13 protein-coding genes are annotated in these 15360 nt (G+C 66.4%); 4 read left to right on the top strand and 9 right to left on the bottom strand.

Going from position 1 to position 15360, the window contains the following annotated elements; all coding sequences use genetic code 11:
• The first annotated feature begins 45 nt into the window (after window positions 1-45).
• The gene (hrpA, locus tag QE394_RS17195) at window positions 46-4056 is read left to right on the top strand and encodes an ATP-dependent RNA helicase HrpA (RefSeq protein WP_349035130.1); all 4011 of its coding nucleotides are present in this window, start codon (window positions 46-48) and stop codon (window positions 4054-4056) included.
• 30 nt (window positions 4057-4086) lie between these two features.
• Window positions 4087-5070 (top strand): beta-ketoacyl-ACP synthase III, encoded by a 984-nt coding sequence (locus QE394_RS17190; RefSeq protein WP_056085120.1) that lies wholly within the window; start codon window positions 4087-4089, stop codon window positions 5068-5070.
• Between the two features lie 54 nt (window positions 5071-5124).
• Here the strand turns inward: QE394_RS17190 and QE394_RS17185 are convergent, their stop codons facing one another.
• From QE394_RS17185 to QE394_RS17175, 3 genes are read right to left on the bottom strand one after another with little or no spacing between them, the layout of a single operon-like run.
• Complete coding sequence (locus tag QE394_RS17185) at window positions 5125-5553, bottom strand: HIT family protein (RefSeq protein ID WP_056085118.1); 429 nt, start codon at window positions 5551-5553, stop codon at window positions 5125-5127.
• Window positions 5550-6722, bottom strand: a complete 1173-nt coding sequence (locus QE394_RS17180) for an NAD(P)-dependent alcohol dehydrogenase (protein WP_349035129.1) — start codon at window positions 6720-6722, stop codon at window positions 5550-5552. The genes QE394_RS17185 and QE394_RS17180 overlap by 4 nt, the downstream gene beginning before the upstream one ends.
• A complete protein-coding gene (locus QE394_RS17175; protein WP_349035128.1) occupies window positions 6719-7615 on the bottom strand; it encodes a sulfurtransferase in 897 nt (298 codons plus the stop codon). Before QE394_RS17175 ends, QE394_RS17180 begins: the two co-directional genes overlap by 4 nt.
• A gap of 173 nt (window positions 7616-7788) precedes the next feature.
• Between QE394_RS17175 and QE394_RS17170 the strand changes: the two genes are divergently transcribed.
• A complete protein-coding gene (locus tag QE394_RS17170) occupies window positions 7789-8838 on the top strand; it encodes a PLP-dependent cysteine synthase family protein (RefSeq protein WP_349035428.1) in 1050 nt (349 codons plus the stop codon).
• On the opposite strand, the gene QE394_RS17165 is transcribed toward QE394_RS17170, so the two are convergent.
• The gene (locus tag QE394_RS17165; protein ID WP_056085112.1) at window positions 8835-9491 is read right to left on the bottom strand and encodes an MBL fold metallo-hydrolase; all 657 of its coding nucleotides are present in this window, start codon (window positions 9489-9491) and stop codon (window positions 8835-8837) included. The genes QE394_RS17170 and QE394_RS17165 overlap by 4 nt on opposite strands.
• A gap of 95 nt (window positions 9492-9586) precedes the next feature.
• On the opposite strand from QE394_RS17165, the gene QE394_RS17160 reads away from it, so the two are divergent.
• Window positions 9587-10051 (top strand): Fur family transcriptional regulator, encoded by a 465-nt coding sequence (locus QE394_RS17160; RefSeq protein WP_349035427.1) that lies wholly within the window; start codon window positions 9587-9589, stop codon window positions 10049-10051.
• A 27-nt stretch (window positions 10052-10078) separates the two neighbouring features.
• On the opposite strand, the gene QE394_RS17155 is transcribed toward QE394_RS17160, so the two are convergent.
• The 5 genes from QE394_RS17155 to QE394_RS17135 form a co-directional block, all read right to left on the bottom strand.
• A complete protein-coding gene (locus QE394_RS17155; protein WP_056085109.1) occupies window positions 10079-10954 on the bottom strand; it encodes a metal ABC transporter permease in 876 nt (291 codons plus the stop codon).
• Window positions 10954-11769, bottom strand: a complete 816-nt coding sequence (locus tag QE394_RS17150; protein WP_056085107.1) for a metal ABC transporter ATP-binding protein — start codon at window positions 11767-11769, stop codon at window positions 10954-10956. Before QE394_RS17150 ends, QE394_RS17155 begins: the two co-directional genes overlap by 1 nt.
• Entirely contained in the window at window positions 11770-12756 is a 987-nt protein-coding gene (locus QE394_RS17145) for a zinc ABC transporter substrate-binding protein (RefSeq protein WP_349035127.1), read from the bottom strand. It lies immediately after the preceding gene.
• Between the two features lie 133 nt (window positions 12757-12889).
• Window positions 12890-13960 (bottom strand): hemolysin family protein, encoded by a 1071-nt coding sequence (locus QE394_RS17140; RefSeq protein ID WP_056085102.1) that lies wholly within the window; start codon window positions 13958-13960, stop codon window positions 12890-12892.
• A complete protein-coding gene (locus tag QE394_RS17135) occupies window positions 13957-15288 on the bottom strand; it encodes a hemolysin family protein (protein ID WP_349035126.1) in 1332 nt (443 codons plus the stop codon). The genes QE394_RS17140 and QE394_RS17135 overlap by 4 nt, the downstream gene beginning before the upstream one ends.
• Window positions 15289-15360: the final 72 nt, after the last annotated feature.

Genomic DNA, 15360 nt, shown 5'->3' with positions numbered 1-15360 from the left:
CGAACCACAGGGAGCCGGCCCCGCCGCAGTAGACTGTCTGCAGCCATGACTCTTCACATTTCCTATCCCGCCGAGCTGCCGGTCTCCGAGCGCCGCGAGGACCTGATGGCAGCCATCGCGGCCAACCAGGTGACCATCATTGCCGGCGAGACCGGTTCCGGAAAGACCACCCAGATTCCCAAGATGTGCCTGGAACTGGGCCTGGGCGAGAACGGGCTGATCGGCCACACCCAGCCGCGCCGGCTCGCCGCCCGCACCGTCGCCGAACGCATCGCCGAGGAATTGGGCGTGGAGATCGGCCAGGAGGTGGGGTTCCAGGTCCGCTTCACCGGCGAAGTCAGCAAGGCCACCAAGGTCAAGCTGATGACCGACGGCATCCTGCTGGCCGAGATCCAGCGCGACAAGCTGCTCCGCAAGTACAACGCCATCATCATTGATGAGGCCCATGAACGCAGCCTCAACATCGACTTCATCCTCGGCTACCTGAAGCGGATCCTCCCCCAGCGGCCGGACCTGAAGCTCATCATTACCTCGGCCACCATCGATCCCGAGCGCTTCGCCAACCACTTCGGCACGCCGGAAACACCGGCCCCCATTATCGAGGTCTCCGGCCGTACCTTCCCGGTGGAAATCCGTTACCGCCCCCTCTCCCAGCCCAGGGAGGAAGACGATGACGCCTCGGACGACGAACTTGAAGAGGACCGCGACCCCCTGGACGCAGTCTGCGACGCCGTGGACGAACTCGCGGCGGAAGCCCCGGGCGACATCCTCGTGTTCTTCTCCGGCGAGCGCGAGATCCGTGACGCCGCCGAAGCCCTCCAGGCGCGCATCCAGGGGAACCGCCGGCTCGCGGGCACCGAAGTGCTTCCGCTCTTCGCCCGCCTGAGCCTGCAGGAACAGCACAAGGTCTTCCACCCGGGCAGCAAGCGCCGGATCGTGCTGGCCACCAACGTGGCCGAGACGTCGCTGACGGTTCCCGGCATCAAGTACGTCATCGATACCGGCACGGCCCGCATCTCCCGGTACTCGCACCGCACCAAGGTCCAGCGGCTGCCCATCGAACGGGTTTCCCAGGCCTCCGCCAACCAGCGGTCAGGGCGCTGCGGCCGCGTCTCCGACGGTATTGCCATCCGGCTGTACTCGGAGGAGGACTTCGAGTCCCGCCCCCAGTTCACCGATCCTGAGATCCTGCGGACCAACCTTGCCGCCGTCATCCTGCAGATGACCGCGATGGGCGTGGCACGCGGCCCCAAGGATGTGGAGGAATTCCCCTTCGTCGAACCGCCGGAAACCCGGGCCATCAACGACGGCGTCACCCTTCTTCGTGAGCTCGGCGCCCTGGCTCCCCCGCGATCCCAGGGCAAGGGCGGCCAGGCGGAAGCCGGCACCCGGGGCGGGCCCCAGGGCGGCGGCCTCACCGCCGTCGGGCAAAAACTCGCCCAACTGCCCGTGGATCCCCGCCTGGGCCGGATGATCGTTGAAGCCGGCAAACGCAACTGCGTGCGGGAAGTCATGATCCTGGCGGCGGCGCTGACCATCCAGGATCCGCGCGAGCGTCCCACGGACAAGCAGCAGCTGGCGGCCGAGAAGCACAACCGGTTCAAGGACGAAAACTCGGACTTCACCGGCTACCTGAACCTGTGGAACTACCTGCAGGAGAAGCAGCAGGAACTCTCGTCGTCGGCTTTCCGCCGCCTGTGCCGGGCGGAGTTCATCAACTATCTCCGGGTCCGGGAGTGGCAGGACCTGTTCGCCCAGCTGCGCCAGCTCGCCAGACCACTGGGCATCAGCCTGGACAACAAGCGGCTCACGGATCCGGTGGGGAACCACGAAGGTGTCCACATCAGCCTGCTGTCCGGGCTGCTGAGCCACATCGGCATCCTGGACGAACGCAAGCGCGAATATGCCGGTGCCCGGGGCAGCCGGTTTGCCATCTTCCCGGGCTCTGCATTGTTCAAGAAGTCACCCACGTTCGTCATGGCCGCCGAGCTGGTGGAAACCAGCCGGCTGTGGGCCAGGGTGGCCGCGAAGTTCGATCCCGTCTGGGCTGAGCAGGTGGCACCGGACCTGGTGAAGCGCAGCTACAGCGAGCCGCACTGGTCAACGCGCCAGGGCGCCGTCATGGCCTACGAAAAGGTGACACTCTACGGTGTCCCCATCATCGCCCAGCGGCGGATCAACTACGGCCGGGTGGACCCGGTGGTGGCGAGGGAGCTGTTCATCCGGCACGCCCTGGTGGAGGGCGACTGGCGCACCCACCACAAGTTCTTCCACCGCAACCGTGCCCTGCTGCACGAGGTGGAGGAACTTGAAGCCCGGATGCGGCGCCGCGACCTGATGGTCGACGACGACACGCTCTTCGACTTCTACGACGCCCGGGTGGGCGCCGATGTGGTCTCCGAGCGCCACTTCGACAAGTGGTGGAAAGAGGCACGCAGGGACAATCCCGACCTTCTGGACTTCGACAAATCACTCCTGCTCAGTGACGACGCCGAAGACCTTGACGAGGCCGCCTATCCGAAAACCTGGCTGCACAAGGGCTTCGAACTTCCGCTGACCTACGAGTTCCACCCGGTGGCCCCGGGGTCTCCCCCCAACCCCTCGGACGGCGTGACGGCGGAAGTTCCCGTGCTGTTCCTCAATCAGCTCGATGACGCCCCGTTCCGGTGGCTGATCCCCGGACAGCGCGTGGAGTTGGTCACAGCCCTGATCAGGTCCCTGCCCAAACAGGTGCGGAAGAACTTTGTCCCGGCCCCCGACGTGGCACGCCAGGCCGTAGCCCTGCTTGAGGCCGACTTCGATCCCGCCACGGACGGGCTCGAACCGTCACTGGAGCTGGCCCTTCGCCGCCTCCGCGGAGCGGTCATTCCCCCCGGCTCGTGGAACTGGGACGCCGTGCCGCCGCACCTGCGCGTGAGCTTCACGGTGGTGGACAGCAAAGGCAAGGCCCTCGGCGAGGGCAAGGACCTTGCGGTGCTCCAGGAGAGCCTCGCGCCGGCTACCCGCCGTGCCATAGCCGAGTCCCTCGGAGCCACGCCGGCCACAACGACCCGCGCCAAGGCCCAAGGCAAGGGCCAAGGGGCGTCCGGGGCCGCCCCAGCGGGAGCAACGAGCGACGGCGGAGCGGCGCCGGCTGGGCAGCCCGCCTCCACCAACGCCGGCGGCAGCCCGGCAGCTGCCGGATTCGTGGAGCGAGACGGCCTGACGGAGTGGAGCTTCGGCACCGTGGAGCGCAAGGTCAGCAACATGGTCAAGGGCCATACGGTGACCGGATACCCGGCATTGGTGGACCATGGCACATCCGTGTCGCTGCAGGTCTTCCAGACCCCGGATGAGCAGCTGGACGCCATGAGGGGCGGTGTAATCCGCCTGCTGGCGTTGCGCGTCCCGGCGCCGGACCGCTATGTCCTCGAACACCTGAGCAACACCGAAAAGCTCACCTTCAGCCAAAATCCACACGGCTCAGTGTCAGCCCTGATTGCCGACTGCGCACTGGCGGCAATTGACAAGCTCACTCCCGCAGAGCTGCCGTGGGACAGGGACGCCTTCGACCGGCTCTACGAGGTGGTCCGTGCGGAGCTGATCGACACCGTCTTCAGCGTGACTGCCGTCGTGGAGCGCGTACTTGCCAGCACCCGCCGGATCGAAAAGCAGCTTAAGGGCACCACCAGCCTGGCCCTGATCAGCGCCCTGAATGACATCAGGAGCCAGCTGGAGCAGCTGGTCTACCCCGGTTTTGTGGCACGCACGGGCTACGCACAGCTCAGCCAACTGCCCCGTTACCTCACGGCCATCGAAAAGCGGCTGGAACGCCTGCCGGGAAACGTCCAGCGCGACGCCCTCAACATGGCCGTGGTCCAACGCCTCGAAGACGACTACGACGATGCCGTCTCGGCGCTGCTCCCGGGGCGGCGAGCCGGGCGCGAGTTAACCCAGGTGCGCTGGATGCTTGAGGAGCTCCGGGTGAGCCTCTTCGCCGTCGAACTTGGAACTGCCTACTCCGTCTCGGAAAAGCGCATCCGTGCCGTACTCAACAAGGCCCTGGCCCCCGCATAGCGGGCAACTTACCCCACGAGAGGAAAACCCATGGAGATTTCGCTTGCCCACGGGCCTGCCGGCACCGAGATAGCCGGCCTTGGCCACGCACAGCCGGTGCGCGTCATGGACAACCATGAACTCGAAGGCATGATGGACACCAACGACGAATGGATCCGCCAGCGTACCGGCATCATCACCAGGCATATCGTCGCGGAGGGCGAAACCGTAGTAGACCTCGCCGTTCCCGCCGCACGGATGGCGCTGGAAGACTCAGGCGTTCCGGCCGCCGACATCGACCTCGTCGTCGTGGCCACCACCACTGCAGCCGAGCGCTCACCCAACACCGCCGGACGCGTGTCAGCAGCCCTCGGGCTGGGACGGGACGGCCGGGGACCCGCCATCATGGACGTCAACACGGCCTGTTCGGGATTCGAATACGCCCTGGGCATCGCCGACCAGGCCATCCGCATGGGAAGCGCCTCGCACGCAATCGTGGTGGGGGCCGAAACCCTCTCAGCGGTGACTGACTGGACGGACCGTGCGACGGCGGTGCTCACCGCCGACGGTGCGGGCGCCGCCGTCGTGCGTCCCTCCGCCACCCCGCGGATCGGCCCCGTGGTGTGGGGTTCCGAGATTGGCATGGCCGACGCCGTCAAGATCTCCCCGCCCTCGGGACGCTTCGCCCAGAACGGCCGTGAGGTGTTGCGCTGGGCCCTCACCAAGGCACCGGAGCGCGCCCGCGAGACCGTTGCCCGTGCGGGCCTGACGCTGGACGACATCCAGGTGCTGGCCGCGCACCAGGCCAACCTGCGCATCATAGAGCCGCTCGCCGAGGCCTTGGGCATGACGGACCGCGTTGTCATCACCGATGTCACCGAGTCGGGGAACACGTCTGCTGCCAGCGTGCCGCTCGGCTTGAGCAAGTGGTGGCACTCCGGCAAGATCCCGGCGGACGTCCCGGCACTGCTCTTCGGGTTCGGCGGAGGCTTCACCTACGCCGGCATGGTGGCGATGACGCCCCGCCGCAGGTAAAGAACACCACAGGGCTGCTGATTGCCGGCACATGGCGCCGGCAATCAGCAGGGCCTAGTCGGCCGGGACGAATTCCCCGTACCCGGCGGCCCGGAGACCCTCGCGGAGTTTGGCGGCATTGGCGTCGAGCACGGCAGGGTCCGGGCTCTGGTCCGCGGATGCGAAGTCGAAGTCTGCCATGGTCCGGGACGGCCACACGTGGACGTGCAGGTGGTTGATCTCGTACCCGGCCACGATCAGCCCGGCCCGGCTTGCGCCAAAGATCTCCACCTGGACTGCGCCGATCCGCCGCGCCACCTCCATGACTTTCGCCAGCGTCTCGGGCGAGGCGTCGGTCCAACGGTCCACTTCTTCGGTGGGAACCACCAGGGTGTGGCCGTCGGCCAGCGGCCCGGTGGTGAGGAAGGCACCGACGCCGTCCTCACGCCACACAAACCGGCCGGGAATCTCGCCATTCAGGATCTTGGTGAAAAGCGTGCTCATGCGTCTGCCTCCTTGGCGGGTGACTGAAGGGTTCCGGCGTCCAGCACGAAACGGTATTTGACGTCGCCGGCAACCATCCGGTCGTACGCTTCATCAAGCTGGTGCGCACCGACCACTTCGATGTCGGCCAGCACGCCGTGTTCGGCGCAGAAGTCCAGCATCTCCTGCGTTTCTGCGATACCACCGATCAGCGAGCCGGCATAGGCCACGCGGCGGCGGATGAGGGTCCGCGGATTGACCGGAGGCATCTCCCCGGACGGCAGGCCGAGCTGGAACAGGGCGCCGTCCACGCGGAGGGTGCGGAACAGCGCGTTCAGGTCGTGCGGCGCCGCCACGGTGTCGATGATGACGTCGATGGTCCGGTTGGCGCGCGCCATGGCATCCGCGTCCCGGGACAGGACTACCTCGTCGGCTCCCAGTTCAAGTGCGGCGGCCACCTTGGATTCCGAGGTGGTAAAAACGACCACCCGTGCACCCATGGCTTTGGCGAGCTTGACCGCCATGTGCCCGAGTCCGCCCAGGCCCACCACGCCCACCACGTCCCCGTCTTCAACATCGAAGTGCCGCAGCGGCGAGTAAGTTGTCACACCGGCGCAGAGCAGTGGCGCGGCGGCGGCCGGGTCCAGTGCATTCGGTACACGGAGGACATACCGGCGGTCCACCACGACCGACGAGGAGTAGCCGCCCTGGGTCATGGCGTCACCGTTCCGCCGGTCCGTGGCTCCGTAAGTCCCGGTCATGCCGTTTTCGCAGTACTGTTCCAGGCCGTCGAGGCAGCTTTCGCATTCCCGGCAGGAATCCACGATGCAGCCGACACCCACGCGGTCACCCACAGCGAAATCCGTTACGCCGGCACCGACGCGGCTGACCCGTCCCACAATTTCGTGGCCGGGAACCAGCGGGTAGGTTTGGCCGCCCCACTCACCCCGGGCGGCATGGACGTCGGAATGGCAGAGGCCGCAGAAGTCAATGGCGATTTCGACGTCGTCGGTCTTGGGTGCGCGGCGGGCAACCGTCAGCGGAACCAGTCCACTGTCCGGGGACACGGCTCCGCGGGCTGCAGCCAGCAAGCCATCGGCCCCGCTGGCGGGGAGACGGCTGCCGGGGAGGTCGGCTGCGGGTTCGACGGGTTTGGCAAGGGGCGGGGGAACGGGGCGTCCTGGGGTCATAGTGCGACGCTACCCTTGCCTGCGGCGCCGTTTCCAGCCGGCTCCCGGGCGGTGCTTCCGGGTTCGGGGCCTGTGGCCACGGGCAGGTCCGGATGGTTGGACCACTCGGAGAACGAGCCCGGGTACAGTGCCGCCGTAAATCCCGCGGTGGCCAGCGCGGCCACCTGGTGCGCGGCAGTCACCCCGGAACCGCAGTACACGGCCACGGGTGTCCCTTCCCGTACGCCCAGCGCCTCGAACCTGCTCCTCAACACGTCCGCCGGCAAAAATGTGCCGGTCCCGTCGACATTCTCCGACGTCGGCGCACTGACTGCCCCGGGGATGTGCCCGGCACGCGGGTCCACCGGCTCAACCTCGCCGCGGTACCGCTCCCCCGCCCGCGCATCGAGCAGGAGCCCACTGTCCGCCCAGGTGGCGGCAGCATCGGCGTCGGCCACCGGCATGGCACCATCGCCAAGGGCCACATTCCCAGGGACCGACTGCACCGGGCCCGTTTCGACAGCGAGGCCGGCGGCACGCCAGGCGCCCAATCCGCCGTCGAGCAGGTACGCCTCAGGGAAGCCGGCGTTCCGCAGCATCCACCACGCCCTGGCGGCGGCCATGTTTCCGGTGTCGTCGTAGGCCACCACCACGTCGCCGTCGTTGAGCCCCCAGCGCCGGGCCGCCGCCTGGAAGTCCGCCGGCGCGGGCAAGGGGTGCCTGCCCCGCCTGGGCTCTGCGTGGGCAGCGAGTTCCGTGGCCAGGTCCACGAACACGGCGTCGGGCAGATGGCCTGCGAGGTAATGGTCCCTGCCGTGCGGATCCCCCAGCGCCCACCGCACGTCCAGCAGTACGGTGCGCCGGCCTTCCGTGAGAAGCTCCGTAAGCCGGGCGACGTCCATCAGGGGATTCATCGTTCTCCTTGGGTGGGTGCCAATATGCTTCCACTCTAGGCGGGCGCGCTCCCGTCCGCGGGTAGGCTGGTGCGGTGGCAAACGGATACAGCGGCAACGTCGACGACGGCAGCAGGGCGGGTGCGGACGGGAGCCTCCGCGGGCGGCAGGACCGGGAATGGGCCGACCAGGCAATCCGCAGGATTACGGCGGAAAACAACCGCTCCGCCGACACCCATCTCTATTCGATCCCGCTGCCGGAGCACTGGGGCGTCCAGCTTTACCTGAAGGATGAGTCCACTCACCGGTCAGGGAGCCTGAAGCACCGGCTGGCACGTTCCCTCTTCCTCTTCGGCCTGGTCAACGGCTGGATCCGTTCCGATACCACCATCGTCGAGGCCTCCAGCGGCAGCACCGCCGTCTCAGAGGCCTACTTCGCCCAACTGCTGGGGTTGCCGTTCGTCGCGGTCATGGCCCGCAGTACCAGCCCGGAAAAGATCGCCCTGATCGAACAGTTCGGCGGTTCCTGCCTCCTGGTGGACCACGCCTCCGATGTGTACTCGGCGGCAGAAGAGGTGGCCGCCGCCTCCAACGGCCACTACATGGACCAGTTCACGTACGCTGAACGGGCCACGGACTGGCGCGGCAACAACAACATCGCCGAATCCATCTTCGGCCAGCTCAGCCAGGAAGAACATCCGGTGCCGGACTGGATCGTGGTGGGAGCCGGAACCGGCGGCACCAGCGCCACCATCGGCCGCTACCTCCGGTACCACAGCCACCCCACCCAGCTGCTGGTGGTGGATCCGGAGAATTCAGCTTTCTACCCGGGGTGGCTTGGCGGGAGGACTGGCACCGCAGGTCCCGCCACGGGGCTGCCGTCCCGCATCGAAGGGATCGGGCGGCCGCGCATGGAACCGAGTTTCGTGCCGTCCGTGATCGACCGGATGGTCCAGGTGCCGGACGCCGCGTCGGTGGCTGCCATGCGGCACCTCCGTACCCTCGCCGGGCTCCATGCCGGCCCGTCGACGGGAACCAACCTCTGGGGCGTGTGGCAGCTCATCGCGGAGATGGTGGCGGACGGCCGCCGCGGCAGCGTCGTCTCACTGATGTGCGACGGCGGCGAACGCTACGCGGGCAGCTACCACAACGCCCAATGGCTGGCCGCCCGGGGCCTGGAGCCCGCACCGTGGGAAGCGGTCATCGCGGAGTTCTTCGAGACGGGCCGGTGGACGGGAGCCTAGATGTCCACCGATTCCCCTGCATCCAGGTGGGCGTAGTCGGTCCCATACTTCGCACCGATCCGTTTGACGTGGGCCTCCACGATCTTCAGGCCATTGTCGTTGAGCAACCCGTCATGGATCTGGAAGGCTTTCGGCGCGCGCACGCCCACCACGAAGTCCACCACCTCACCGGCCTTGCTCCACGGCGCATGCAGCGGAACCAGCAGGGTCTTCACGCTGATGCCGTCAGGAATGATGAAGGAATCTCCCGGGTGGTACAGGTCTTCATCCAGCAGGTAGCCGATGTTTGCCACCACCGGAATCTGCGGATGGATCAGTGCATGCTGGCCGCCGAAGCTCCGGACATCGAATCCGGCTGCCTGGAAGGAGGATCCTGGTTCCACCGCGTGGATGCGGTCCTGCGCGTCCCCGGCTTCGGAGCGCATCTGCGCTGCGACGCCTGCCGGGGCATACAGCGATAACCCCTTGTTGCTGCGCAGGGCACCTGCCACGGCGTCGACGTCGATATGGTCAGCGTGTTCGTGGGTCACCAGCACCGATTCCGCACCGGCCAGCGCCTCCCCGGTTTCGGAGAAGTTGCCGGGGTCGATCACCAGGACCCGGTTGTCCTTCTCGAGGCGGACACAGGCATGGGTGTATTTCGTCAGCTTCATAGCGCCAGCCTAGGGCGGGCCCCGGAAAGGTGTCCACGGAGCTCCGGCTGGTAATCTTGATCGTTGCCACCAACACCACGGAAGCGAGTTCATCCATGCCGCTCGGCGCCAAGGCTGATTCCACCCCGCCTGCCCCGCCTGCGAGTGCCGGCAAGGAACAGCGCGTCACCAAGCAGCGCCGTGCCGTGAGCGCTGCACTGGACGAACTGGACGACTTCGTCAGCACCCAGGAGCTGTACCGGATCCTGCAGAACCAGGGCGTCTCGGTGTCCCTGGCAACCGCCTACCGCATCCTCCAGTCGCTCGCGGACGAGGGACTGGTGGACGTGCTGCGCAACGGCGAGGGCGAGGCCGTCTACCGGCGCTGTGCTGTCACCGGGCACCACCACCACCTGTTGTGCCGCAACTGCGGCAAGGCCGTGGAGGTGGAGGCGCCCGCCGTGGAAACGTGGGCCGCCCGCACCGCTGCCGAGCACGGCTTTACCGAGGTGGCGCACACTGTGGAAATCTTTGGACTCTGCCCGGACTGCACCGGGCTCAAGGCAGCCGGCCGGCTCTAAGCCCGGAGGCTTTCCGGCCCAAACCCGTCAGCGCGGCTGCAGGACCCGGCCGTTGATGCCCCTGCGCTGCCGTACCGATCCGATGACGCGGCACACCACATAGATCAGGAACGACAACGTGGTCACGTAGGGGCTGATGGGTATCCGTCCGCCGAGGGCCAGCAGGATTCCGCCCACCGTTGCCGTCACAGCGAACGCGACACTCAGCGCCACCACGGCCACCGGGGAGGATGTCACCCGCAGCGCGGCTGCCGCAGGCGTGATCAGCAGGGCCAGCACCAGCAGGGCGCCCACCACCTGGATGGACAACGCCACGCTGACTCCCAGCAGGACCATAAAGACGATGGCCAGGGTCCGCACCGGAACACCCCGCGCTTCGGCAAGCTCGGGATCCACACTGGCGAAGTTCAACGGCCGCCACATGGCTACCAGCGCAATCATGACCACCACGGCGGTCCCTGCGAGCGCCTGAAGCTGTACCGTGTCGACGGACACGATCTGGCCGGTCAGCAGGCCGAATTTATTGGCGGCGCGGCCCTCATAAAGGGAGAGGAAGAGGATTCCCAGGCCGAGCCCGAAGGGCATGATGACGCCGATGATCGAGTTTTTGTCCCGTGCCCTGACGCCCATCAGCCCCAGCAGCAACGCCGCGGCCACGGAGCCGACGAGGGAACCGAACACGATATCCGCGCCGATGAGGAGGGCGAAGGCCGCACCGGCGAATGACAGCTCGGATATGCCGTGAACCGCGAAGGCAAGGTCCCGCTTCATGACGAATGTTCCCACCAGGCCGCCCAGGAGGCCCAGGATGGCTCCGGCCCAGATGGAGTTCTGCACCAGGACCAGCAGCTCACCGTAGTTGTCGAAGTTGAAGATGGCTCCGAGGATGCTGTCAGCGTCCATCAGGCAACCTCGCCCGCGAGAGCATGCGGTTCAGCATGATGGTGGGTTGTGGCGTCAGGGAGCCCAACCACCACCAGCCGGCCGTTGGCGCGGATCACCTCTACATGGCTGCCGTACAGGTCGGACAGCACCTCGGTGGTCATGACGTCTTCCGGTGTTCCCACCCTGAACCGGCCGCCGGCCAGGTAAAGCACCCTGTCCACATAGTCGATGATCGGGTTGATTTCGTGGGTTACGAACACCACGGCGCTGTTGCGTTCGCGGCACTGGTTGTTGATGAGCGCGCTGACTGCCTGCTGGTGGTGCAGGTCGAGTGAGAGGAGCGGCTCGTCGCACAGGAGCACCTGGGGATCCGAGGCAAGGGCCTGGGCCACCCGCAGCCGTTGCTGCTCGCCGCCCGACAGCTGGCCCACCGGCACCTTCGCATAGTCGGCGGCGCCCACCAGGTCCAGGAGCCCGTCGATCCGGCGGTTGGTCTTCGCCGACGGGAGCCGCAGCCCCCAGCGGTGGCCGTCCACGCCCAGTCCCACCAGGTCTCTGGCGCGCATGGGAGTGTCGGGGGCAAAGGATTTTTGTTGCGGGACGTACCCAATCAGCCTGCTGCCGCGCTCTACGGGCCTGCCGCCGATATCGACATTGCCGCGGTGGAGGTTCTGAAGGCCCAGCAGGACCTTCAGGAAGCTCGTCTTACCGCTTCCGTTGGGTCCAAGGACCGCAAAGAACTCGCCGGGGTTGATCTCCAGGTCGAGGTCCTCCCAGAGCGTCCGCTCGCCGAATTTCAGGGACGCCCCGGTAAGGCTGACGACTGGTTCCACCTATTTGCTCTCCAGGATTGTGCTGATGTTGTCAACATTGTCCGTCATCCACTGCAGGTACGTCTTGCCGTCGGGGAGGGTTTCGTTGAAGTCCACCACCGGGACGCCCGCCGCCTCCGCCGCCTTCTTCAGGGCCTCGGTCTGTGGTCCCTCGGTTTGTTCGTTATAGGCGAGCATCCGTACGGACTTGCCCGACACCAGGTCCGTGGCCGCCCTGAGTACGGCGGGCGGCACGTCCGTGCCTTCCTCGATCGCAGCGGTGTAGTCCGCCGGGGTCGCGTTGACCAGGCCGGCGTCTTCCAGGAGGTAGAGCGGCACGGGTTCCGTGACAGCCACCTGGGCTCCGCCGCCTGACGCCTTCAGGGTGTCCAGCTTTCCGTGCAGTTCCTCCAGCGACGACTTGAACGAGGCAGCGTTGGCCTTGAACTCCTGCGCGGAGTCCGGTTCCCGTGCCGACAGTTTGGCTTCCAGCTCATCGGCGAGATGCTCCATGGCATGCAGGCTGTACCAGACGTGTTCGTTGAAATCGCCATGGTCATGCCCGTGGTCTCCTGGCGTGGCATCGGCACTGGCGGAGGGCTCTGCCTCCTCGCCGGAATGCTCCAGGCCGGAAAGTTCGAGGGCGTCAAGCACGTTTCCGGCGTCGAGCTTGCTGCCGTCCACCAGGGTATTCATGAAGTCGTCGTAACCGCCGCCGTTGGTGATCACCAGGTCGGCCTTTGACACCGCCAGCCGGTCCTGGGCGGTTGCCTCGTACGAGTGCGGGTCCTGGCTGGTCTTGGTGATGATCGAGGTTACGTTGACCTTGTCGCCACCCACTGACGACGCGATGTCGCCGTAGACGTTGGTGGAAGCAACCACATTGATCCCAGTGTCACCGGACTGCACCCCCGGCGAAGCATTGTCCGGCTGCGCGCTGCATCCGGAGAGCAGCAAGCCAAGGCCGGCAAGGGCGGCCAGGGACGGACGGACGGCGGAGCGGCGCACGGAAAACCTCGGTTCACTGGGGAGGGGAACAACAGGTGCCAGCTTATACCTAAATGGGAATCATTCCTATTTAGGCCCGGGTAAGCCCGATCCCCTGCACGCGCAAGGGGCCGGGCTCCCGGCACCGCAGTGCCTATCCCCCGTTGGGCTGCCCCAGCCGGCGGATGCCGGTGGCCTGGGTAGCGTCCCGGATCTCACCGACCAGCTGTTCAATCACGTCCTCGAGGAAGAGGATGCCCTGGGTGTTTCCGTCCTTGCCGATGACGCGGGCAAGGTGCGAGCCTGTCCGCTGCATGACGGACATAGCCTTTTCGATCTCATCGCCGAGGGCCAGGTTGGCCAGGGAACGGACCCGGCTTTCTGCGATCGGGAGCTCGTACGCCGCTGCAGGGATGGACAGCACATCCTTGACGTGCAGGTAGCCGTATAAAAGATCGTCCTCGTCCAGCATGGGGAACCGTGAAAAGCCCGTGCGGCTGACGGCCTTCTCAAACTCCACCGGGGTCGTCGCAGCCTTGAGCATGACCAGGCTGTCCAGCGGCACCATGATGTCGCCCGCCGTATATTCGGAGAACTCCAGGGCGCCGGTGATCAGGCCGGCGTCGTCGTCCACCAGTCCGTGCCGGGTGGATTCCTGCACGATGGACTGGACCTCCTCGAGGGTGAAGGACGAGTTGACCTCATCCTTGGGCTCGATCCGCAACAGCTTGAGGATGTGGTTCGCGGACCAGTTGAGCACGGAGATGACGGGGTGGACCAGCCGTGCCACGAAGACCAGCGGCGGAGCCAGGAACATTGCCGCCTTATCAGCGACCGATACCGAGATGTTCTTGGGCACCATTTCGCCAAAGGTGACATGCAGGAAAGTCACGAACATCAGGGCCACGGCGAACGCGGCGACATCGGCTACTTCCACCGGCAGGCCCACCAGCTCCAGCGGCGCGGCGAGGAGGTGGTGGATCGCGGGCTCGGCCACCAGCAGGATCAGCAGCGAGCACACCGTGATGCCGAGCTGGGCGCAGGCCAGCATCAGCGACACGTTCTCCATCGCCTTCAGCGTGGTTTGGGCCCGCTTTGACCCGGCTTCCGCCAGTGGTTCGATCTGGCTTCGCCGGGCTGACATAATGGCGAACTCGGCCGCCACGAAGAACGCGTTGCCGAGCAGCAGGAACGCCAGCCAGACAATGCCGGCCCAGTCGCTCATGATGCGCTCCCGTCGTTGTTGCCGTCCGGTTCAGGGACAGACGGCCGGAAGCAAATACGGTCGATGCGGCGCCCGTCCATCCGGGTGACGCTCAGCGTTCCGCCGTCGACCGCCACGGTGTCCCCCACCGCTGCGATCCGGCCAAGTTTGCTCATCACGTAGCCACCCACGGTTTCATAGGCCGATTCGTCCGGTACCGTCAGGCCGGGGATCTGCTCGGACAACTCATCCGGGCGCAGGAGCCCGGGAAAGTACCAGTCCCCGGAAGCGCTCTGCAGCAGCCCCGGACGCACCTTGTCGTGCTCGTCGGCAACCTCGCCCACAATTTCCTCGACCAGGTCTTCGAGCGTGGCGATGCCGGCGGTGCCGCCGTATTCATCGAGCACCACCGCCAGTTGGAGGTTGCCCTCGCGGAGTTCCGCCAGCAGGGCGTCAAGGTGGATGGTCTCGGGAACCCTGAGGACTTCGGTCATGATGGCTCCGGCCTCGAGCTTGTGCCGCCTGTCCCAGGGCACGGCCACGGCCTTCTTGACGTGGACGAGGCCTTTGATATCGTCCGCGGAATCGCCGATCACGGGGAAGCGTGAATATCCCGTGCGGCGTGCCGCGTCAACGATGTCGGAGACCGGCTGGTCGGCGTCGAGCATCTCGACGCGGATGCGCGGCGTCATGACGTCGGCCGCGGTCCTGGAGGAAAAATTCAGGGTGCGGGCCACGAAGTTCGCCGTACCGGCGTCGAGCGTTCCCATCGCAGCCGACCGGCGCACCAGTGACGCCAGCTCGGAAGGGGTGCGGGCGCCGGAGATCTCTTCCTTGGCTTCGAGCCCGAAAATGTGGAGCACCCGGTTGGAAAAGCCGTTGAGGACCACGATGGCAGGCTTGAAGACCGCGGTGAAGATCAGTTGCGGCCGGGCCAGGGCCTTGCCCACGGGAAAGGACAACGCGATGGCCATGTTCTTGGGAACGAGTTCGCCAAGGAGCATGGACAACAGGGTTGCCAGCACCATGGCCAGGATCAGCGAAATTGATGCGGCCGCAACCTCCGGGAGGCCAAGGGCAGTGAGCGGACCCTCCAGGAGGCGGCCCACCGACGGTTCCATGACGTAGCCCGTGAGCAGCGTGGTGAGGGTGATGCCCAGCTGGCAGCTGGAGAGCTGGGTGGACAGCGACTTAAGGCACCTAAGCAGGGGCACGGCGCCGGCGTCACCAGCATCGACAGCCCGTTGGACCGTCGGCTGGTCAAGGGCGATCAGGGAGAATTCGACGGCGACGAAGAAGCCCGTGCCGGCAATCAGCAGCAGTCCTGCCGCCAGGAGCAGCCACTCCATTCAGCACCCCGCCGGCCCGGACAGGAGTCCGGGAATCACGGGGCTGGAAAATCGGTCCGGCGGAGGATGGTC

It is taken from the genome of Pseudarthrobacter sp. SORGH_AS 212 (genome assembly GCF_030818145.1).
GTDB lineage: Bacteria > Actinomycetota > Actinomycetes > Actinomycetales > Micrococcaceae > Arthrobacter.
This window is presented reverse-complemented; position numbering and strand designations above follow the sequence as displayed.